Annotated in this window: 20 protein-coding genes and 1 tRNA gene; 15 read left to right on the top strand and 6 right to left on the bottom strand. The window is 52.1% G+C overall.

All coding sequences use genetic code 11. The features are described from left to right. Positions 1-50: 50 nt before the first annotated feature. The 5 genes from AC5DDB_RS24010 to AC5DDB_RS23990 are packed head-to-tail and all read right to left on the bottom strand — an operon-like array spanning position 51 to position 4,055. Positions 51-1,268: a hypothetical protein gene (locus tag AC5DDB_RS24010; RefSeq protein ID WP_491742297.1), complete on the bottom strand. Its 1,218-nt coding sequence runs from the start codon at positions 1,266-1,268 to the stop codon at positions 51-53. Next, positions 1,265-1,771 carry a type IV pilus modification PilV family protein gene (locus AC5DDB_RS24005; RefSeq protein WP_491742296.1) on the bottom strand — a complete coding sequence of 169 codons (507 nt, stop codon included), beginning with the start codon at positions 1,769-1,771 and terminating at the stop codon, positions 1,265-1,267. Before AC5DDB_RS24005 ends, AC5DDB_RS24010 begins: the two co-directional genes overlap by 4 nt. Positions 1,772-1,782: 11 nt before the next feature. After that, entirely contained in the window at positions 1,783-2,313 is a 531-nt protein-coding gene (locus AC5DDB_RS24000; RefSeq protein ID WP_491742295.1) for a hypothetical protein, read from the bottom strand. Positions 2,314-2,329: 16 nt separating this feature from the next. After that, a complete protein-coding gene (locus AC5DDB_RS23995) occupies positions 2,330-2,830 on the bottom strand; it encodes a hypothetical protein (protein WP_491742294.1) in 501 nt (166 codons plus the stop codon). A gap of 7 nt (positions 2,831-2,837) precedes the next feature. After that, on the bottom strand, positions 2,838-4,055 hold the full coding sequence (locus tag AC5DDB_RS23990; protein WP_491742293.1) for an HD-GYP domain-containing protein: 1,218 nt from the start codon (positions 4,053-4,055) through the stop codon (positions 2,838-2,840). Between the two features lie 445 nt (positions 4,056-4,500). Here AC5DDB_RS23990 and AC5DDB_RS23985 point away from each other — a divergent pair, with 445 nt between their 5' ends. The 10 genes from AC5DDB_RS23985 to AC5DDB_RS23940 all read left to right on the top strand — a co-directional run bounded on the left by AC5DDB_RS23985 (position 4,501) and on the right by AC5DDB_RS23940 (position 13,079). Further along, on the top strand, positions 4,501-4,932 hold the full coding sequence (locus AC5DDB_RS23985) for a type II secretion system protein (protein WP_491742292.1): 432 nt from the start codon (positions 4,501-4,503) through the stop codon (positions 4,930-4,932). Positions 4,933-4,995: 63 nt separating this feature from the next. Then, positions 4,996-5,451, top strand: coding sequence for a response regulator (locus AC5DDB_RS23980; RefSeq protein ID WP_491742291.1), 456 nt, complete (start codon positions 4,996-4,998; stop codon positions 5,449-5,451). Between the two features lie 68 nt (positions 5,452-5,519). Then, entirely contained in the window at positions 5,520-6,941 is a 1,422-nt protein-coding gene (locus AC5DDB_RS23975) for a sensor histidine kinase (protein WP_491742290.1), read from the top strand. Positions 6,942-6,964: 23 nt separating this feature from the next. Further along, positions 6,965-7,300 (top strand): STAS domain-containing protein, encoded by a 336-nt coding sequence (locus AC5DDB_RS23970; protein WP_491742289.1) that lies wholly within the window; start codon positions 6,965-6,967, stop codon positions 7,298-7,300. Next, a complete protein-coding gene (locus tag AC5DDB_RS23965; RefSeq protein ID WP_491742288.1) occupies positions 7,297-9,039 on the top strand; it encodes a GspE/PulE family protein in 1,743 nt (580 codons plus the stop codon). Before AC5DDB_RS23970 ends, AC5DDB_RS23965 begins: the two co-directional genes overlap by 4 nt. Before the next feature lie 8 nt (positions 9,040-9,047). Further along, a complete protein-coding gene (locus AC5DDB_RS23960; RefSeq protein ID WP_491742287.1) occupies positions 9,048-10,268 on the top strand; it encodes a type II secretion system F family protein in 1,221 nt (406 codons plus the stop codon). An 18-nt stretch (positions 10,269-10,286) separates the two neighbouring features. Continuing rightward, positions 10,287-11,384, top strand: coding sequence for a hypothetical protein (locus tag AC5DDB_RS23955; protein ID WP_491742286.1), 1,098 nt, complete (start codon positions 10,287-10,289; stop codon positions 11,382-11,384). Continuing rightward, a complete protein-coding gene (locus AC5DDB_RS23950; protein ID WP_491742285.1) occupies positions 11,384-11,992 on the top strand; it encodes a hypothetical protein in 609 nt (202 codons plus the stop codon). The genes AC5DDB_RS23955 and AC5DDB_RS23950 overlap by 1 nt, the downstream gene beginning before the upstream one ends. Beyond that, the gene (gene pilO / locus AC5DDB_RS23945) at positions 11,982-12,557 is read left to right on the top strand and encodes a type 4a pilus biogenesis protein PilO (RefSeq protein WP_491742284.1); all 576 of its coding nucleotides are present in this window, start codon (positions 11,982-11,984) and stop codon (positions 12,555-12,557) included. The genes AC5DDB_RS23950 and pilO overlap by 11 nt, the downstream gene beginning before the upstream one ends. Before the next feature lie 39 nt (positions 12,558-12,596). Continuing rightward, positions 12,597-13,079 (top strand): hypothetical protein, encoded by a 483-nt coding sequence (locus AC5DDB_RS23940; protein ID WP_491742283.1) that lies wholly within the window; start codon positions 12,597-12,599, stop codon positions 13,077-13,079. Positions 13,080-13,117: 38 nt separating this feature from the next. Here the strand turns inward: AC5DDB_RS23940 and AC5DDB_RS23935 are convergent, their stop codons facing one another. Next, positions 13,118-14,770 (bottom strand): prolyl oligopeptidase family serine peptidase, encoded by a 1,653-nt coding sequence (locus AC5DDB_RS23935; RefSeq protein ID WP_491742282.1) that lies wholly within the window; start codon positions 14,768-14,770, stop codon positions 13,118-13,120. Positions 14,771-15,121: 351 nt separating this feature from the next. Here AC5DDB_RS23935 and AC5DDB_RS23930 point away from each other — a divergent pair. The 5 genes from AC5DDB_RS23930 (at position 15,122) to AC5DDB_RS23910 (ending at position 21,267) form a co-directional block, all read left to right on the top strand. Then, a tRNA-Phe gene (locus tag AC5DDB_RS23930) sits at positions 15,122-15,194 on the top strand. Positions 15,195-15,568: 374 nt separating this feature from the next. Beyond that, positions 15,569-16,522, top strand: a complete 954-nt coding sequence (locus tag AC5DDB_RS23925) for a nucleoside hydrolase (RefSeq protein ID WP_491742281.1) — start codon at positions 15,569-15,571, stop codon at positions 16,520-16,522. An 8-nt stretch (positions 16,523-16,530) separates the two neighbouring features. Further along, positions 16,531-17,262 (top strand): membrane protein insertase YidC, encoded by a 732-nt coding sequence (gene yidC, locus AC5DDB_RS23920; protein ID WP_491742280.1) that lies wholly within the window; start codon positions 16,531-16,533, stop codon positions 17,260-17,262. Between the two features lie 30 nt (positions 17,263-17,292). Further along, positions 17,293-18,489: a metallophosphoesterase family protein gene (locus AC5DDB_RS23915; protein ID WP_491742279.1), complete on the top strand. Its 1,197-nt coding sequence runs from the start codon at positions 17,293-17,295 to the stop codon at positions 18,487-18,489. 39 nt (positions 18,490-18,528) lie between these two features. Beyond that, a complete protein-coding gene (locus tag AC5DDB_RS23910) occupies positions 18,529-21,267 on the top strand; it encodes a hypothetical protein (protein ID WP_491742278.1) in 2,739 nt (912 codons plus the stop codon). The last annotated feature ends 90 nt before the right edge of the window (positions 21,268-21,357 follow it).

Genomic DNA, 21,357 nt, shown 5'->3' with positions numbered 1-21,357 from the left:
TCTACTAGCCAGAGTGACGATTCGTTTACAAAGAATCAACACGACCAAACTCAATCGACTTCACGTCGCCAACTACCGGGACGAATCTTCATCACACCTTCGGGTTCTCGAAACCCTGGCGGCGGATTGATCACGAAATCCCGCCGATGCACGATGTTCACAGGACCGTTTATGTCTACGCGATCGTGCGCGACTAGCGTGCCATTTAGTTGAGGTAACCGACTGATGGACACATCGTCCGACGAATAGACTATTCCCCCTAACACACCATCCGAACTAAGATCAATCGTCAAATCGCCATCGACGAGCAATGAAGGATAGCCACTTTCCGCCGGTTCAAAAACGGAATTACCAGTTACACGAGTACCGGTCCCCGCGTTGTATAGGAATAGAGTTCCCGTGAACTGACTATTGTTGATGACAACGTTGTAGCCATAGCAATAGATGGCGTACACCCCCTTAGAGTTGCCCACAAGACTAACCGGGTTCGTTGTGGGATCGAAACTCAAATTCTCAATCCAGAAGGCACCGTTGCGATACGGAAACAGTATCAGAGAGATTTGAGTCCCAGTCTGCCAGTAATGATTAAACACAGATTGCCGATCAGGAAGTTGACGTGCCGAACTTCCGGGGCTTTGTTCGCCATGATAAGTCGCTCCGCCGATCAGATCGACGGCTTCGACATCTGCATAGACATTGCCAGAGTAATTATAGACATCATCTTTCGATGCAATGACAATATCCGATTGAACAGTGGCATTGGTGATAACAATATCGTTACCTGATGCGATCCCGGTCTCTAAACAGTCGAGCGGGCTGTACTTGAAGTCAAGGACGACAGACTCTTTCTGGCGTGCCTTTCCAACGGTGCCTGTCCCAATGATCTTAACAGACTCGCTAGTGTCGTCATCCAACCGTCCATCGACCGGATCGATGCCTACAATTGAGACGTCGTTCGCATTGTTGATCGACACTGTCTCCCAAACGCCGTTCGCATAGCGTGTCCGCCAATCAGAATACTGAGAGATCCTGGACAACCCCAATTCTACGGCCGAATGGGCATGCCTTTTTGCCAGGATCACATCGTGTTCACGACTCACGTTCTGACGCTCGATTCGCATCAGCACTAGACTCGTCATACCCAGAACCGAAACGAGTAAACTGACAGAGATCACCAAAGCAAACAAAGCCGCACCGCGGCGGTTACTATCATAACCCAACCGCCGCTTCTGTCGTCGAGAACTCAACTGGTCGGAGTGGAACTTCATTGAACTCGCATCTCATCGTTTGCCTGGGTTCGCAAGACATCGATGGCTGCGAACTCCACATTATTGACACTCACCGTCACACGAATTCGCTTCATCCCCTGATCATTAGCAACCTGCTGACTAACATCCGTGGGACTGACAGACATCACTGAAACCGAACGTCGAAACGCACCGGCATTCGGCATGGTAGCCCCAAAACGGTCTACAGGTGGCTGAGACGTCCAACCCGCGTAGTCATCAACATCGTCGAAAGTGTTTCGTTGGGTCAAATCTTCACCGGACTCAATGCCAATTCCGCCTGGCGATTCTGGGTCTTCGTAGGACTTTTCTAAAATCTCACTGACAAGACCGTTCGCCAATGCAAAGGCCTGGGTGCGTTCATCGAATGCATTGCGATGTCGCACAACAGCACCGACCGACCGCAACGCCGACACCAGCAACACACCGACTAACAATGTGGAAATCAAGACTTCTACAAGACTAAATCCAGTTCGCTTCGCCATTCGAACTCCATTCAATTGCTGACAATTCGAGGCCGATTCGGTAGATCAATCGTAGACCAAACTTCTCCAACCGAATGACTTCCAACTTGTAGTCGCATACCGATCGACACAACTTCTCCGGTATCCGCCAGCTGAGTCGACAACTGCCAATCGTGAACATCGTTGACGATGGGAATACTTGGTTCATCGTTCATGGTCCACATCAGCGATTCACCAGCGACTCCGGACCACTGAATTCGAACATATTCTGAAATTCCATCTTCATCCCGATCTGGAACCTCAATATCTAGCAAGTTTTCGCCGACGCTTTCAATTGAGGTGATGTATCGCAATTCCTGCAGAAGTTGTTCGCATTCTCTTGCAGATTCCGCAGTCTCATGATTCGGACGCTGAGGAGGTTCGATCATCCGGGTCGCGATAAACAAGGCCGACGACAGCCCTGCAATTAACGCTGTCGAAGCTGTCATACTGACTAGCAACTCTAACAGCGTTAACCCAGCACGTTGACCACATCGTCTAGCCGATTGACGTGGCATCGGCATCCGTTGCTCCTCGCGTCTAGTTTTGACTAATTGACACATCGAAACCGTTCGATTCGGACACCACATAGCGAATCGCTTCTCCAACTTTGAGTTGGATGACATAGCCTCGGTTTGCTCGACCATAGGCGTTAAAGGTTATCTGGTTCGCCGAACTCCCATCCTGAGCCTCTGAGAGGACCACTTCCATATGCGACACATGATAGGGGGACGATGAAAGATCAACGTGGCCGTTTAAATCCAAAGCCGAACTCGTCGCAATGTCATAGGACGCTTGCAAAGCGTTGAAAGTGATACTTCGACTCTGACTATTGGCTTTCGCATCTTCTTGAACAGACCGCAGATCGACTGCCAGTCGTTTTGCAGCAGCCTCAACGCGGTATTCTTGAAGCATGGCTGTATAGCGCGGAACTGCAACGACTGACATAATCCCGACGATCAAAACAGCAACCGTCATATCAATTAGCGACAGCCCTGAACGGTGATGACAGTTCACCCGATCAATGACAACACGCTGCAAAACACCGTTATGCATTTCTCACGTCCGCGGGTACTTCACTCCGAATATCAAAGTAGGCATCAACAACCTCGGCATCCCACTGAATACCAGCATTGCTTCGAAGAATCTGCTCCGCCTTCTCGATCGGCATGCCATCCCGATAGGGACGGTTGCTAGTCATCGCATCATAGGAATCTGCGACCGCTAGTATTCTCGCAACTTTTGGAATCTCTTCGCCGGCAAGTCCGTCAGGATAACCGCTTCCATCCCAAGCTTCGTGATGATGCCTGACCGCAGGCAGAACGTACGAAAACTCTTCAATACCACACAGAATCTGACAGCCAATCGCGGGGTGTTGTTTGATCAATGCGAACTCGTCGTCGGTCAATTTCCCCGGCTTACTAAGGACACGATCTGGCACGCCAATTTTTCCAATATCATGTAACAGACCTGCAACATAGATTTCTTCACACTCTCTCTCAGTGAGTCCGAGTTTCTCACCAAGCATGCGACTAAACACTGCGACACGCTCACTATGACCGCGGGTATACGGGTCGCGGGCATCGATCGCATTGACAAGTGTTCGAATTGTGTTTAGCAGTAGTTGCTCTTGAGCACGAAACAGCGAGTGATTGTGCGCATGTGTTACCAACAGAGTCGAGACAACTTCCATGAAGGTCGCTTCATAGGTCCCAAACTCGACTTCCGAAGGTTGGAACTCATCGACCGGTGCAGACCGCTCGAAGTATGAGTCGATCGTTTTGTTGATGGCCAAAATCCAACCAAGCTGAATCGCATCGTTGGCAACAGGCACAATGATATAAGACCACACGCAGGAAGGCTGTCCGTTACGAGACAGCTTTTGCTCACCATTGAAGACAACCGGCGGTCCCCAGTTCAGGGGCTCGTGGTTTTGTTTCGCAGTCGACAGCCACTCATTGGCGAGTTCTTCAGAACCTTCCGTTAGAACGACCCTGGCCTGTTCGGTGGCAGACGACCGCTTAATATAGTAAACGCCCTCCGCACCGAGGATTGTTTTCAACTCGGGCCAAATTCTTTTCGCCAGCGATTCATCATTCTCTCGTACACCCTGGCATTGAATTTGACTGATCAACCAGCGAACAAAAGTCACTTCTTCGTAACTTGAGTTCACCCGATGCATGTACTCTTCAACGCGGGAGTCATGATCCTCGATCGCTGACTTCTGATGAACTGCAATCTCTGCGACCGCACGCAACTGCTGCATTAGGTCACTCGTTGAGGTCACCTCGGATTGTTGCGGATTGGAACGCTGACCGAATAGAGCGGCAAGGAGCTGCTCTAAATTGGGTTTTGACCGAGGTTCTTCGCAATCGGGTGCACATTCCATCCCGAGTATGGCGTCCAAGGCGAGTTGACTAATTTCACCAGGAATCTGGTCACTTGTTGAAGAGTTCAACACAGTATTCCCATTGTATGGATTGTAGGACGATCAATGCTTGTACGAAGGTGACCTTTAAGGCTCCCGATCTACTGCCAAGCGTTTCCACTCAACCATAGTTCACGTACACACAAAATTGTGCGTTTTTTTCAACACTTGCAGGAACGTAACCTATGTTAGTAGTAGTGAGCCCTAGTCGATTGGCACTACGCCATGACCTGAGTCCACCATCACTTTCACCCGAGCACTTTATCACCTGGAGACACCATCAATGTTGACCCCCCGTGAGAATGTAAAGAAGAAACGCAGCGGTTTTACCCTAGTTGAACTTGTCGTTGTCGTTCTTGTCATGGGCATCGTCGCAGCCGTCGCCGCACCGAAAATGTTCGATACCGCAAAAGACGCACGCATTAGCAGCACGAGCCAATCTCTCGGAGTCATTCGTGATGCAATCGACATGCATCTCGGTGCAACTGGGACATACCCAGGTCAAGACGGCCAACAAGCCACTTTCATTAGCGATCTGCAACCATTCCTCCGAGGGCCGTTCCCTAAGAACCAAATCACCGGGGCTACCGGCGATGGATCGATCACAATTGTCTCCGATGGCGTTCCACTCGCTGCTGGTGGTGCTGGCGACTGGAAGTATGATAGCGAAACCGGCGAAATCATCATCAACTCCGCTAACTTCGACAACCTGTAGGACGAGTTAACGTCGTCGTGTTCTCGATGATTATCAAACGGTGTCATAGTAAGGAGTCGTCACGTGAGTAACCTACAGGTGCTAGTTGCGGAAGACGATCGCGTGACAGCTGACATTCTCAGCTTTAATCTCCGCCGGCGAGGTCTTAATTTTGAAGTTTGTTCCGATGGCCAACTCGCCTGGGAACGACTCCAAGATGTGCGACCAAAGCTACTCATGACCGATCATCAAATGCCCCGAATGAATGGGCTCGATCTGATCGAGCGGATTCGTGAGATGGAGGAAACTCCCGGGGCATTGCCGATCTTCCTTTGTTCTGCCAAAGGACTCGAAATTGATCGACATTATATCGAAGAAAATCTGAACGTCTCTAAGATCATCTTTAAACCGTTCAGTCCTCGACAGGTCCTGCGATGGATCGACGAAGTCCTACAGGCTGATATCGAGCCTCCCGTGGCTTCGTCGCCCCCGGTAACAACTGTAGCGGGGGCAAATGTCGATATGCAGCGTCTTCTCTAGTACTACACTGCAAGCGGGTCTCAATTCAGACGACCCAACCGATTTTAGTTAGCAAACGAAGCCATCCCATGCGAGGAAAGTCTGCACTCCCGACGCTAGTCCACAGACTCATTACCGAGTACCTGCTGCTCGGACTAGCCGGATTACTCAGTTTGCTCGTGGTTGCGTTGCATCTTGCGTTTCGCGGACAGTTTGCAGAGTCCGCAGCCCTGGCAACGGTCATTCCGATCGGCATTTTGCTAATCGGCGGCATACTCCTCAGACGTACGGTCGCTACGCAAGCAGACATCGAGTCAGAGCTGATCTCGGTATCTCGTCAGGTGGATGGAAGCCAAATCACAACACGTCGTCTGCCGCAAGGGGGCGAAGTCGCCGACGGCTGGAATCGAATCAGTCAACGTCTCGGGCAACTGGCATCGATCGATCGACTCGTTCAACGCCTGGCTCTGACGGCGGATGGTACTAGTCATAGTTCCGATCATATTCTCAATGCGTTGCCAGACGGTATTGCCATCGCAGATCGCTCCTGCCAAATTCAACAAATCAATCCGTCTGCACGGGCAATCTTGAAGCTCACAAAAGACGACATTGCCGGAGTCAAGATCGATGACGTTCTCCTGAACAACTTCGGTGCGTTTAACCCTCGTCTTGCCGTCCAACTGCAAAGCACGGCACGACGTACTGCAATGGAACTACGGTGCGGTGAATCCTTGCCTGATGGCGTTCTCCGGGTAAGTCGCAACTTCTTAGATGAGACTGGCGAGCAATGCGTCTGGAGTTTCCGTGACTTGACACCGCAGAAACTCGCGGAGGAAGCCAGAAATCAGTTCGTACTTACTGCAACGCATGAGCTACGAACGCCTTTGACTAACATTCGCGCACTGGCCGAAACTCTCGCTGTTGAAACGGATATTGACGTCGAGGATCAAAAACGTTTCTGCAACCACATCAATGCCGAAGCAACTCGACTCGCACGATTTGTCGACGAACTTCTTGATCTTAGTCAACTCGAAGCTGGCGCAATGCAGATATGCGTAAGCAATGTCGACATCGAAAGACTGATTCACGAAGTTATTGAGCATGTGCAGCCGGAACTCGAACATAAACAGATTCAATTCGAGACCGTATTGCCAGCTAAGTATCCGAAAGTGCAGCTCGACAAAGATAAAATTACCGGGGCCCTGATCAACCTTCTAGGAAACGCCGCAAAATATACGCCGGATGGCGGACGTGTTCAGTTCAACGTTGAAGTTGATGCCGACCATCTGACACTTGAAGTCGAGGACAGCGGCTATGGGATATCGCCGGAAGAGTTACCGCGTGTTTTCGAGAAGTTCTATCGCAGCGATGACGAGCGAGTGCGATCGCTGTCGGGTTCCGGGTTAGGCCTTGCTTTCACATATGAAGTTGTCCGTAAGCACGGTGGACAACTCTCGGCGACTAGTGAACTCGATAAGGGTTCGCGGTTCACGATTCAACTTCCTCTTTGATCAGCGACGAGGCAACGCGAACAATGTGGAACCATCAACAACTCGGCGCGGCCTCTATCATCTCGGGCCGCGGGGCACTCAACATCGAATCGATCGAGTCGGCACAGCGGGTCTTCGAACGTGGTATTGGAGCCGGTGTTCCGCGAGTCGTATTTGATATGAACGAGGTGTTGCTAGTCGACAGCGCTGGCCTCGAGTTTATGCTCGACATTCTCGAAGAATGTGAGAACCGCGGGGGATCTCTAAGACTTGTCTCGCCGAACTCACTCTGTCGGGACATACTCCGAATTACAGAAGTCGAACAGCGTTTCGAAATCTATCGGGACTCGGCAACCGCTGCGGGGAGTTTCACATTATGATCTCTGCAGCGTCCGAAATGCTTGATGAGACTAAGACAGGTTCCGAGGAACCGGCATTTCCTTTACTTGGTGAACGACTTGTCGAAGCCGGACTCATTAGTGCAGACAATCTGCGTTCTGCACTGACCGAGCAACCGGCAAAACGCGCCCGGCTCGGCGAAATGCTGACCGAGATGGGTTTGGTCGAGGAGGAGGAAGTTCTTCCCTTCCTAGCGCAACAACTGGGAATGGAGTCTGTTCGGCTGCGGGACGGATTGATTGATCCGCATGTCGTCAAGCTGCTGCCGCGAAAGATGGCTGAACGGCTTCAAGCTGTCGTATTGCTCAAAGTTCGCGACACGATCACAGTCGCGATGAGTGAGCCACAAGACTTGCGTCGCATTGACGAGATTGAACGCATTACAGGCTTGCGGGTTCGTCCGGTTCTCGCAATGCAATCGGCAGTCGCGCACACTTTGAAGCGTTGCTACGAAGAGGATTTTGCCGTCGATGCTGTGACGGCGGACATCGATCGTGACGCTGTCGAAGTCGATACGCAGACAATCAAACTTGAGTTGCAAGACGTCAGTCAGATGGCCGAGGGAAGCCCGGTTGTCAGTCTCGTCAACTACATTGTTGTGCATGCGACAAGACAAGGGGCGAGTGATATTCATATTGAGCCGGGTCATCAGCATACCTCGGTCCGCTTTCGTGTGGACGGCCAACTTCGCGAAGTTCTACGACCACGGAAGGATTTCCACCCGGCGCTCGTTTCCCGTGTGAAAGTGATGGCGAAACTCGATATTGCCGAGCATCGTGTCCCTCAGGATGGGCGTGTTCATGCAATGGTTGAAGGTCGGGAGATCGACCTTCGTGTTTCGACACTACCCACGGTCATTGGAGAAAAAGTTGTACTTCGCGTGTTAGATCGTCGCAATGTGACCTTCGACATGAATCGTTTAGGTCTGCCAAACGATCAACTGCATTTGCTCAAACGCATGTTGGCGAAGCCTTATGGATTGATACTAGTTACCGGCCCGACCGGGAGTGGTAAGACAACGACTCTGTATTCAGCTCTCGAACTTATCAAATCGGTGCACCGTAACATTGTGACTGTCGAGGATCCGGTTGAGTATCAGTTGGAACTGATCAATCAAGTTCAAGTCGGCAATTCACAGTCGATGCGTTTTGCCGGAGCATTGCGTTCCATACTTCGGCAAGACCCGGATGTCATCATGATCGGGGAAATTCGTGATGGAGAAACCGCAGAGATTGCAATTCAAGCCGCACTCACCGGTCACCTAGTACTTAGCACACTTCACACGAACGATAGTGCATCGGCGATCACGCGACTCTTGGACATGGGTGTTGCATCTTACAAAATCGCTGCCGCACTCGTCGGAGTCGTCGCGCAGCGACTTGTACGGACGGTGTGCACTGGATGCCAGTCACACTACTTTCCGACGGCTGAATACTTAGACATGCTCCACTACCAGGGTGACACTCGTCGGCAGTTTGTCCGAGGAACTGGATGTCGCGATTGTCACGATTCGGGTTTCCGTGGTCGTCGTGGAATCTATGAGATCCTGAACTGCGACCCAGAAATGCGGCGGCTCATCACCGATACAACCGACCTTGAAAAGATTCGCGATTCGCACGCACGTCAAAATGGCTCCACCTTACTCAGAGAGGGACTTCGACTTGCCGAGGAAGGACTGACGAGCCTTGAGGAAGTTGCATCAGTGACTCTGTTCGATTGATTCATACCATGCAATATCAGTATGTCGCTAAACAAGGAAATGGCGTGTCGCTCGATGGGGTCATCGAAGCCGCATCGTTAGCGGATGCGCGACAACTGTTGCGTGGTGAAGGGCTATTTCCAATCGAAGTTCACGCGCAAAAGTCACCCACAATTCGGCGACCGGCAACATTCACGTTGCCGACTTGGAATCAAAAGATTCCACGTACCGAGTTGATGATGACAACGTCGCAACTAGCAATCATGATGCAGTCGGGTGTCGATCTTGCAGAGGCTTTGCAAAACGTTTCCGCGCAATGCCGACACCCGCAGCTCAAGACCATTCTTTGCGAAGTCTTCGACCAAGTTTCGGCGGGGGTGAGTTTCTCGGTGGCGTTACGTCGCTATACAGATGCGATTGGTGGACCGTTTGTTGCAGGCGTGGCAGCTGGCGAGGCATCGGGAACTCTAACCGAAGTGCTTAAACGATTGACGGAGTCGCTACGAAACGAAATTCGACTGAGCGGCACGTTAAAGTCGATCTTGGCTTATCCAATGATGTTAGGACTGGTCGCGGGTGGGGTCGTTCTGGCACTCGTGTTACTAGTGCTGCCGCAGTTCTCGCAAGTTTTTGAAGACCTCGGCCAACCAGCTCCGCCTTTGACACAGATTCTGCTCGACTCAGCAACTTGGATTCAAGGCCATCTATTAGTCATTTCCATCGGTATGTTAGCAAGTATCGGCATCGGGTTCTCAGCCATTCGGACCGATCGGTTTCGTCGCTGGTTTGATCGAACTGCCTTAACGGCTCCCATCGTATCAAAGTCGTCACAAGCGCTGCAGATCGGGCGTGCGTTTCAGTTGCTAGGCGCAATGCTTCAGACCGGTGTGCCTTTACTAGACGGATTGCAACTTTGCCGCAACTCAACCAAGAACCGGCTTTACCATGAGCTGTTCGATCGACTAGCAGATGACGTCACCAATGGTCGCGGTGTCGGACTCGCGTTAGGTGCCTCAGAATTTGTCCCTACAGGCGCAGCGCAAATGGTTCAAACGGCAGAGCATTCCGGCCGACTTGGAGATGTCCTCCAGACCGTCGGGCAGTTTTATGAAGATGAAGGCGAGCGACATATCCGTCAGTTGGTCAAGTTGCTCGAGCCGATTGTCATTGTGCTAATGGGAGTTGTTGTGGCGGGTGTGGTACTAGCCGTGATGTTGCCACTGCTAGACGTTTCCACCATGTCACACTAGGAAGGAATGGACAACGCCATGAGTTTGAGTCTCGGAATCCGTCGACCATCGGGATGGCGGCGAAGCCATCGACGAAGTCCCTCCGCTTGGGGTTTCGATATTGGCACACGCGAAATCAAAGCCGTTCAATTGAAAGTGCAGAACGGACAGCTTTGTTATCACGTTCGTCTTTCGATCCCACGAACCGGGGAAGATAGCGAGTCGTCAACCGATCTTACAGATGCGTTGACTTCAGTGTTTTCGAAAGCACGGTTGCGGGGGCAGAAAGACGCTTACGCGGTCGTTTCGTTCTCCCGCACACAGCTTGACACCTTCGAGTTGCCGCCGGGTTCTGCGAACGAAATGCGATTAATGGTCCGCGCTGAACTCGAAGACGCAGGGCATCGTCGTTTTGTCAGTGATTGCTGGCCGACAGCAACGATCTCCTCGGAGAGTCGTGATGGCCAAACCGCATCGATCTCGGCATTGTCGATGCCGGAATCTGAATCTGCGGACATTGCCGAATCGTTGCTAGCAGCCGGTTTGCGATGTCGAGTGCTAGACGGTTTGCCGTTTGCTTTGTCGCGGGCGGCCACTTGTGTGACGAACTCACTCTCAGTCGCGGCTGCCGACTTGGGGGCTTCAATGAGCACATTCATTGCGATCCAAAATGGACGGCCCCGAATGATTCGTCCACTTCGAGACTGCTCAACAACTGAGTTGCTCAAGCGTCTAGCCGATCGGCTGAATCTCAGTCTCGACGAATGCTGGTCGCTACTCCCAAGCCTTGCGGAAGTTTCCGCCAAGGCGACTGATGGATGGCGGCAGCTGGTGCAATCTGTCACCGAGGCGTACTTGAGCAAGTTGGCCCCGGAACTGACACGCACGGTTTCGTATCTCGATCGAAACTCTACATCAAAACGCATCGAAGAGGTTTGGTTGTTCGGCGCGGGAGCAACATGGCCAGGGTTGCGTGAGAAACTCGAAGTCCATCTTGCACGGCCTGTAAAGATCTGGTCGCTAGGAACGACAAGGAACGACTCCAATACGGACGACGCGATCTTCGGACCGGCGACCGCAATGGCTTTGCTTTCAATGCCGGATCGGTCGCGACTTAAAGCGAAAGGAGGACGCTAGTGGACTATATCGATTTATTGTCACCTGAGTACCACGCACGAATGCGGGATCGTTCGCATCGCCGATTTTGGCCGATCGCAGTGGGAGTCTCGATTCTATTTGCGGGTCTGCTCATCTACATGAGTTACCGAACACTCGATGACCTACGGGATTCTGCAAGCCAATTGCGACGCGAATCGGCTCCGCTGTATCAACGGAAAACTCAGACTAACAAAATGCGTGTGGCATCTCAGGAATTTGCTCGTAAGAATAGTCTTGTTCATCGGTTGGAACACCACCGTCCCCCTGCGACGTTGCTCGCAGTCGTGAGTGCCGGAAGTCGCTCGCTAGAGAACGCGTTGCATGTGCATGAATTACGCTTGTCCCGAAAGGCCCAAGCTCCTAAGGAAGCACCAACAAAGAAACGAGCAAAGACGCCCCCCAAAACTGTAATCGTGTATGACCACGAGTTTATTATCCGCGGAACTGCCGAGGACGAAGTCGCGGTGACTAAATTCATCGACGCATTGCGGACAACTGAAGTCTTCCGTTCCGTCCAATTACGATCCACACTCCCGAGCGTTTCGACCGCGTCTGATCGTCAGTTTGAGGTGGCCTGTGTTTACTGATTCGCTATCACAGTCCGACTTTCGTCGCCATACGGCCGGCCGACGAATTCTCCCGGTCGATTGCATCGGTGGTAGCTTAGTCTTAGCTGTCGTTCTCGTGACACTATGGATCGTCACCGGACCGCTTGCCGCCGCACGTTCCGACTTAGTCACCGAAATCGAAGCCCATCAGACCATGTTGGCTCAATCAGATTCGATTGAAGCTTGCTATTGCGACATGACCGACCGAGTGCAGACTCAGCATCAGCATCTTCAACAGCTGATGGGAATGGTGCCCGAGCGTCCGAGCGAATCCGAGTTTCTTGCACAACTCTCGGAACTCGCTAGTCAATCTGGCGTTCAATTGCTCCACTTTGAGCCCCAAGCAACCACACAACACGATCCGCATTCGGAAATTTCGATCCGGTGCTCCGCCCAAGCGAACTATCCGGCTGTGTGTAAGTTCTTATATGGCATGAGCGATCTTCCTCGCTTAACCGATGTCACTCGGTTCACGATCCGGCAATCAACCGACGAACATTCCATATTGATGGTGGAACTTGAAATATCCATTTTCCATCTATAACAGCTTCGACCGTTTTTCCATTCGCTTGCGACTGATCCAATGAGTGCACGATCCTCACAAACGCTTAAGATGCTTCTCATTCCCGTGTTGGGTTGCGTGCTCGTTTCTCTTGTCTTTCAAGACGATGAAGCTAACGAACTCCCGGCACTCGCAGCCCAGACGAATGTGACGCAGGCGAAGTCTGATGAGAAACAATCCGGCAAACCGACTTCAACTGCTTTATCGTCTTGGCCAAGTTATCAGTTAGACGAAATCATCGCCCATAATCCGTTTGAACTCCCGAAACCGCCAGTTGTTCCGACTGAAGTTGCAACGGAAGACAAAGACAAAACACCCGATTTGACGCCTTCGACATCGACGGAACTGATCACGCTCCGCGTGAGTGCGGTTGTTTCAGGCGCAAACGGTATGATGGCGTTAGTCAACAACCAAATGGTGCGAGTCGGGGACACACTTGACGATAGCTTAGTCGTTGTCGGCATCGATCAGGAAGCCATCACTGTGAAACGAATTGCTCCCTAATCTTGAATTGAGCACTGAGACTGTTGTCCGAACTTCGTTCAGTTATTCTTCAAGTGACGATCAAAGAACCTGAGAATGACTTGTTGAACGTCTGTCGTTCGAAACTCTTTGCCACCATGCCCGGCTCCCTCGACGATATGGAGTGTCGTAGGTACACCAGCAGCTTGAAGCTTCCGATGGAATCTTGCACTCTGCTCCAGCGGAACGCCGGGGTCTTGATCACCATGCATGATCAAAAATGGCGGGTCGTCTGGCGAGACTTGGTAAATCGCACTGGCTTGCTTCGCAAGCTCTGGATGCTCTCGTACGGTTCCCCCTAGCAATTTGGCACCGTTCGAACGGGCAACATCGTCTGCAGTGCGTTCTGGCAACGATACGACATTGGGCGGCATCGTCAGCAAGTCTGTTGGGCCATACCAGTCGCAGACGGCCTGTACTCGGCTTGAAACTGTTTCCGTGTTCGGCGAATCAAGCGTTCCTAGTAATGCGACTAAATGTCCTCCTGCAGACCCGCCCCACGCGGCGATATGTTCAGAGTCTAAACCATACTCATCCGCGTGTTCTCGTAGCCAACGAACTGCAGTTCGGCAATCATCAATCTGTGCAGGCCATTGGGCGACATCAGTCAATCGATAGTCGATACTGGCTACTGCATAGCCATGCGAGACTAACCATGTAGCCGGGCATTGATCTTTACTCCCCTGCTTCCAACCTCCACCATGCACCCACATGACCACGGGAAGCGGCCCCTCGACATTCCACGGTCGATACAAATCCAACATTTGGGGTGTCTTTTCCAAGTCATGGTAGACTAGGTTTTTGATGATTTGCATCCCATGATTGGACACAGAACTCTCACGCCCATTTCGTTGTGAAGTTGCAGCGGTCTTTGCTTGACGAATGGTAAAGTCGACGAGCGTCCGACAGTGAAAGAAGCCTTCCCAAAAGTTATGTCCTTGACCATGTGCAACGATCAACTGCATTTGATTCGCAGCTCCTAGTTTTTGGAACTGTTCCGCCAGTGCTATAGAATTCTCTTTCAATGGCACGACGTTGTCTTCGTCACCATGAATAATACAAACAGGAATTTTAGCCTTCGCAAGAACATCACACCGCGCAATCGGATTGTGCTTTTCGAGAGATTCTTCGAGTTCAGAAGCGGTCAAGCCATATGCAGAAGATGCCCGCTCTAGACCCGGGTAAGTCCGCAGATCAAAGACCGGATAAATTCCGGCGATGCCAGCCACTCGTTGCGGATTTGCGATCGCCCAACTGCTGACCCACAGCCCACCACGACTTCGACCTAGCAAACAAGGCTTCTCGGCGAAGTCCCGATTGGTAGTCAACTCCTCATAGAGAGCAGTCATAAGTTTTCGCCCGTCGGGACTTCCATACGCTTCGCCCGCGTCGATCCCTGCGACGGCAACGCCGGCTGCCAGGAATTGCTCATGCATCCACTTTTCATGCTGATCCGGATACGCCGGCAGAGTTGGTGCGTACATCACCCAGGGCTGAGGTGTCCTGCGTTTTTGCATTTCCGGCAGGAGAACAAACGCCGGCCGATCTTCGATCAAGAATGATTCACCAGGCAGAATTAGTTGCTTGACCTGCGGTTCGTCAGCGGACACGTCCGCGAAACTTCCCAGTAGTACGAACACGAAACTTAGAAGCTGAGGGGCACGGTCGGACATGAGGTCTCCTTCAAAATTTCCAGGGCCTATGCACTATGGATCCCCGCATACACAGCGTCAAGCAATGCCCCCACTGTGCAATAACCTGCAATGACTTTTCAATTCTTGCGGCTGTGTGAACATATGCCACGCGATTGTCTCTGCCCTGTGGTTTCCTAGCGGCTGGGATGGAAGCGACATACGGCTGACGGTCATGGATTTCGATGAAGTCCCATTTTCTTCGATTCCACCACCATGGAGGCTTGGATTTTCCGAGCATGATTGCTATCCTCGCCGGAATACTACGCATCTCAACGATCCGGCGGCGAAAACTCCGCTGCGGAATCGTTCTTTTGCGGAACAGTCCATTCCGGACAGGTAGCTCAGTTGGTAGAGCACAGGATTGAAAATCCTGGTGTCGGGGGTTCGATTCCCCCCCTGTCCACTTCGAAAAGCCCTACCTTGAAAGAGGATAGGGCTTTTTTCGTGTTCTGAGAGTGTGGACGTTTCTTCTCATTGCAATGCCCTAAGGGCCTTAAACAGAACATACGAACACACACCGTCACGCCTATTTCCCTGAGCTCTACTGCCGCAACTCTCTATTTGGCAATACGTTACACCGCAATAGATACTGGTTTCTCGATGAACATTCCCCGATTGCGGGCACCGATGAATCATGGGTGATTGTCGTGGGATCGAGACTGGTGGAGTTTTCCGTCTTCGGAATCGCGGGACACGTTTTCCAGCGAATTGACGGTTCACCAAAGCCGGGGTTACAATGTAGGTTTGGAATTCGCACGGGCACAACGGAGGTCGGTCGTGGGCCAGAAGGTGATTATCGATACCGATTCAGGCATTGGAGATGCGGTTGCGCTCGCGGTAGCGTTACTGGACCCCAATTTGGATGTGCTTGGCGTCACCGCGACTCCCGGTTGCGTGAGCGGTCCGGCTGCGTTTCGCAACGTGCAAGCGGTCGTGGAACATCTCGACCCGCCGAAATGGCCGCGGTTCGGGTTTGCCGACGGTCAGGCTGCGATCAGTGGCATCGACTTTGGCCCGACCGATGTATCGATGACGGAACTCCATGGACCATCGGGCCTGGGGGACTGGGAATTCCGCATGGCGGATTTGCACCATCGACACGAGTCTGCCAAGTTGATGATCGATATCGTGCGGTCTGAACCCAATGAAGTCACTTTGTTGTGTCTTGGTCCACTGACGAACTTGGAATTGGCCAGCGAACGCTTTCCGGGGTTCTTCGATTTGGTGCACGGCGTCGTATTCGCCGGCGGTACGGTCCGAGCGGGTGGCGATGTCACCGCTGCTGCCGAGTTTAATGTCTTCGCGGACCCAGTAGCCGCCCGGCATGTCCTGACATCGCCCGCCTCGAAAACATTGGTGCCGTTGGATGTCAGTCGGAAGTTCCTGCTCACCCTCGATCAATTCGATCGGCTAAAAGCACGAGCCAAGGAGGAAGTTTGCACTCTCCTCGAACGGTTATTGCCATTCGCCTTTCGGGCTCATCATCAGCACTTGGGTATTGAAGGCGTGGCATTGACCGAGCTGGTCGCATTAGCATCGGTCTCGCGGCCAAGATTGTTCGAACGCGAACCGATGGCCGTCGATGTCGAAACGAACGGCGAACTCACCCGTGGCATGACCGTCTTCGATCGTCGTGGGATCCCGCGTTGGCAAAGCAATATCGATGTCATCACGGACGCCGACATTCAAGGCGTTGCCGATTATCTTGTTGATGTTCTGTCTACGAATTGATGTCGGTCATGCTGAGTTCTTTGCCGGCCGTGTTTGCGTTCTCGATCGGAGATCCGGCACGATCCTTGATTGAATGGTTTCAGCCGTTAGTCGATGACTATGGCATGGCGATCGTGCTTAGCATGCTTGCAGTGCGATTGTTTCTATTGCCCATGACGGTTGCACAGCGTCGCAATACGCTATTGATGCGAACCCTCAGACCAGAACTTGATGCGATCCGCCAAGAGTATGCCGGCGACCAGCAACAGATGCGGCAAGTGCAACAAGAACGATTACGTACAGCGGGATTCAATCCGTTTGTGGGTTGTCTATCGTTGATCATTATTGGAGTCATTTTCTATGCCTTCCATACTGCAATCTCGCAGATCGTCGGATTGGATGCGGAACCGCCTTTCTGGGGTCGCACTTGGATCGACGCGCTTCGGAAACCGGATCAATTGTTCGACTTCAATTTCCGGTTGCCATTGCTCGGAAAATCGTTTCACTTGTTACCGTTCGTTACTCCACTGTATTTGCTAATCCGCATGGCACTAGTTCCTAGCAATCGTCGGGAAGTTTCACAAAGCGGATTCCTAGGCGCTTTAGCATTCGGTGTGTTTCTATACCATTTACCATCTGTGGATTGGTTACTCTTGCTAACATTTCTTAGTGTTGGTGAAGTGGAGAACTTACTAGTCCCTAGCCCGCCTGTTCCTGCACAAGATCAACACCAAGACGACTCTGGACTGTTGCCGAAGTAACTCACTTCACACATTGAATCACGGAATCTTATGCTGACTTTCTTGCACGCCGCCGACTTGCACCTCGGTTTGCGGCTGACACGGTTTGACGGCACCGCGATCGACCGCATCCGCGAGGCTCGATTTGCCGCACTCGAACGAATTCGGGATGAAGCGGGGCGATCGGAGTTTGGTTACCAGTTCGCCATCATCGCGGGCGACTTGTTCGACGACGTACGAGTCAGCCGATCGATTTCCAATCGGGCATTCAAATTACTTGAGAGCTTTCCCGTGCCAGTGCTGTTGATTCCCGGCAATCACGATCCCTACGAACCGGGCTCGTTGTGGGAAACAGCCCCTTGGGACAACCCGAACAAACAGCGAGTTCACCTGCTGACCGAGCGGCAAAAGTTTGCGGAAATCACAGGCGTGACGATCTTCCCCTGCCCAGTGTTTCGCAAGCGGTCGGCCGAAGATCCTACGCAGTGGATTGCCGATCATCCCCGTCAAGATCCAGACGGTTTTCGTATCGGCATTGCTCATGGCAGTGTGATGGATCGACCGGACTTACCCACCGATGACCACCCGATTTCTGTAACCGCTCCCACGGATCTCGACTTAGATTATCTAGCACTCGGGCACTGGCATCGACAGAAGTCCTATAGTGTTTCCGAACCCCGTATGGCTTATCCTGGTGTGCATGAGCCGATGCGGTTTCATGACGATTCCCGTGTTGCCGGTTGGCAGCCCTACTCGACTGGCAGCGACCGTGAGGAGTTCCTTGATACCGGCGACGGAACCGTTCTGCGAGTGACGATCGAGAAACCGACTGCTCAACCGAGTCTCGAAAGTGTCAATGTTCAACACTTCCGCTGGAGTTCACGAACCGAACACGTCAGCAACGAAACGGATTTCGATGACCTCTTGCAACGGGTCGCTGAACAAGAAAACTATGAGCGGATGCTGCTCAAACTTAAACTAACGGGGACGCTGCCAGTCAGTGTGTTGCATCGTGTGGAAGAGCTTCACGATGTCCTCGGACGATATGCCGTTTGGGAGTTAAACGATGACGAACTGACCGTTGAACCAACGAGTGAGGAAGTCCGCGAGATCATCGGCACTGGTGTACTTGCTCAAGTCCATCAGCGACTTCAAGAACTCACGCACACACCCACCCCAGAACATGACCCGACCGTGATTGAACACGCGACTCGCCTCCTCTACAAACTCGCCGCCAAAGCTAAATAACACAACTCCAACACTCTAGACTCTAAACCCTAGTCTCTAATGATCCTTCACGGCCTTCACTTACGAAATTGGCGGAACATTGAATCGCTCGACTTAGACGATTTGAATCACGATCTCGTGGTATTGCACGGCCCGAATCGGACGGGCAAGTCGGGGATTGTGCTTGCTTTGCGATACGGATTGTTCGACTTCGATCATTCCTCATCCGCGACGGCTATCAAAAACTGCAGTCCGCGACGTTCACAAGCTTCCCCAGAAGTTGATATCGAATTCGAAGTGAGTGAAAAACGGTACCGATTGCACAAGGTGTTCTCGACACGTAAAGACGGCGAAGCATGGTTGAAAGAAATTACCTCAACCGGCGAAACGGTACTAGAGCGGGATAAAGAAGCCGGTCGGCAAGCTCGTCTATTGTTGGAAGCGGAGAAATCGAGTGAGGGACTGAACGAACTACTTTGGCTGACGCAGGGGGAAGTGCGTTTGCCCGATGCGAACAAACTTAGCAGTCCACTCCAACAACGACTCGAAGCTGTTTTAGGCACATTGCTGACATCGCACGATTGGACTTTTCACGAAGAACTACGCAAAGCAGCGGACGAATACTTTACCCGCAAAGGGAATATCAAATCCAACTCTCCGGTGGCGGCGTTAGAAAGTGAACTGGCTGCAGTTAGAGAACGAGTCGGAAGACTTCGACTCGAGCAAACTCAAAGCGAAAGTCTAGTCAGCGAACACGAGGGACTGGAAACGGAAATCGCACAAGCACGCCAGAGTCTAGCGGATGCCGAGCGAGATCTAGCTGAACTGGAAGAACGTGCCCGCCACTTAGCGAACCGTCAATCGCAACACGAGAAGGCCAAATCGATTCGAGAGGCCGCCGAAAAAGAACTCATTCAGCGAAAGAAAACTTGGGAGGAGTTTCAACGGACGAAAGAATCCGTCATACAACTCGAACGCGAAACATTAAAAGATCGAGTTGCATTGGAAAGTGCTCAAGAGACTCAACAACGAACAACGGCGGAATTCGAGACACTTACACGAACCCTTGCTGAACGTCGACAAGAACGCGAAGCTCTTGCAAAAGCACGCGGCATTTGTGATCAACGCGAGAAACTGCTGACGTTTCACGAGCAACACGCGAGTTTGACTTCTCAGATCGAGAATGTTGCGTCTCTCGAACAGAAACTCGCCCGCATTCAAGAGGAACTCGATTCGCTCTCGGCTCCTGATGCGAAGACGTTGCAGTCGTTGCGAACTTCTTCCCGTCAAATTGCGACCCTGCAAGCGGAAGTTGCAGCCGCTGCACTTCAAATGGAAATCCGCACGGAAGTGGATGCAACAGTCGAACTCATTAGCGATGAAGATTCGCAGATTTCGCTGCAAATCCCGGCGGACGAACTGCAACATCAAACTTTCCGTCAACGCATCACGGTACGTCTCCCAGGTTGGGGCGAAATTCGCGTCGTACGGGGACAACAAGACGAATCACTCATCGAGTCTGCCCGCAAACTGTCAGCCTTGCAAACGGAATACACCGATACGCTTAGAAGTTTCGGGTTCGATGCTGCTAACGAAAACGCACTCGACGAACTAGCCGCACGCCACACTCGACGCGATGCCTTGCGAACTGAGTACAGCGAACTCGAACAACAGCTCCGCAAGATCGCCCCCGACGGTCGCGAGACGCTTGTCTCTAAGATCGAACAACTCGACCTCGGGCGGGAAGCCATTCTCGATCGGTTGCCCGAACTCCGCGATTGGTTACCTAACCGTGCAGAACTAGCCGCGGAGAAGAAATCTGTCGAGGCTGCAGAAACGAAATTGCGTCATGAATTCCAGCAACTGGAAGCGGCTCACGCGCAAAAGATTGTCGCCAAAGATCAAGCTGAAGACGCCACCGCTGACATTCGACTCAAACTCGCTCAGTTGACGACGAAGCAGGAACTCACCGAACGTCGTTTGATGGAACTCGGTAGCGAGTCCGCCTTGAAACAAGCTGTGACAGATGCCGAGTCCGCTTGTGCTGAAGCTCGGCAACAAGTCGAAGCGACGGCTCTTACAGAAGAAGAGATCGAAATTGAATCGCGTCTGGACGGTGCCCGCCAAGCTCGGGACGTCCGCCGTGAACGCATTCAATCAAAGACCGAACAAGCAGCGGAGATTCGCGGACGGCTCCAACAGAAAGAAGGTTTGCACGAGGAACTAGCAACCGCCGAGGCAGAACTGCATCGTCTTCAGGCGATTCATCATGAGAAGTCCGTTGACTCGAAAGCCCACCGGTTACTTCTTGACTTGTTCGAGTCCTGTCGTGATGCGCAAGTCGGAGCCACCACCGGGCGAATTGCGACTCAAGTCATGCAGTGGTCGCAACGACTTGGTCTTGGGGAATACGAATCGGTCGAATTCGAGAAAGGCTATTTGCCGCAGGGTATGCGGTTGCCCACCCTTGAGACCCCCGTGTCGCTTGACGACGAATCATACGGCACGCTTGAACAACTCGCACTCCTCGTTCGATTAGCGGTCGGACGACTTGTCGCCGGGGGCAAACGGCATGTGACGTTGCTGGACGATCCACTCACTCATGCCGACACTGCCAAACATCGTCGCATGGTCGAGATTTTGCAGGAGGTCGCTGCGGGTCGGGGTACAATCGAGGACGGCTCTCCAATCTCACCACTTCAGGTTCTTATTTTCACCTGTCACCCCGAGCGTTTCGATTATCTAGCAAACGCCAAGCAAATCGATTTGAAGCAAAGAATTCAAAGCAATAGCGGCTAAAACCGTGTTCTGTGTTCAACGCAAGTAGCGACAATGCATGACAATCGTCGTGGGTTCCGCGTATCATGATGAAAGCTGCCTCATGTGTTT

The sequence above is a fragment of the Thalassoroseus sp. genome, assembly GCF_984380535.1.
This window is presented reverse-complemented; position numbering and strand designations above follow the sequence as displayed.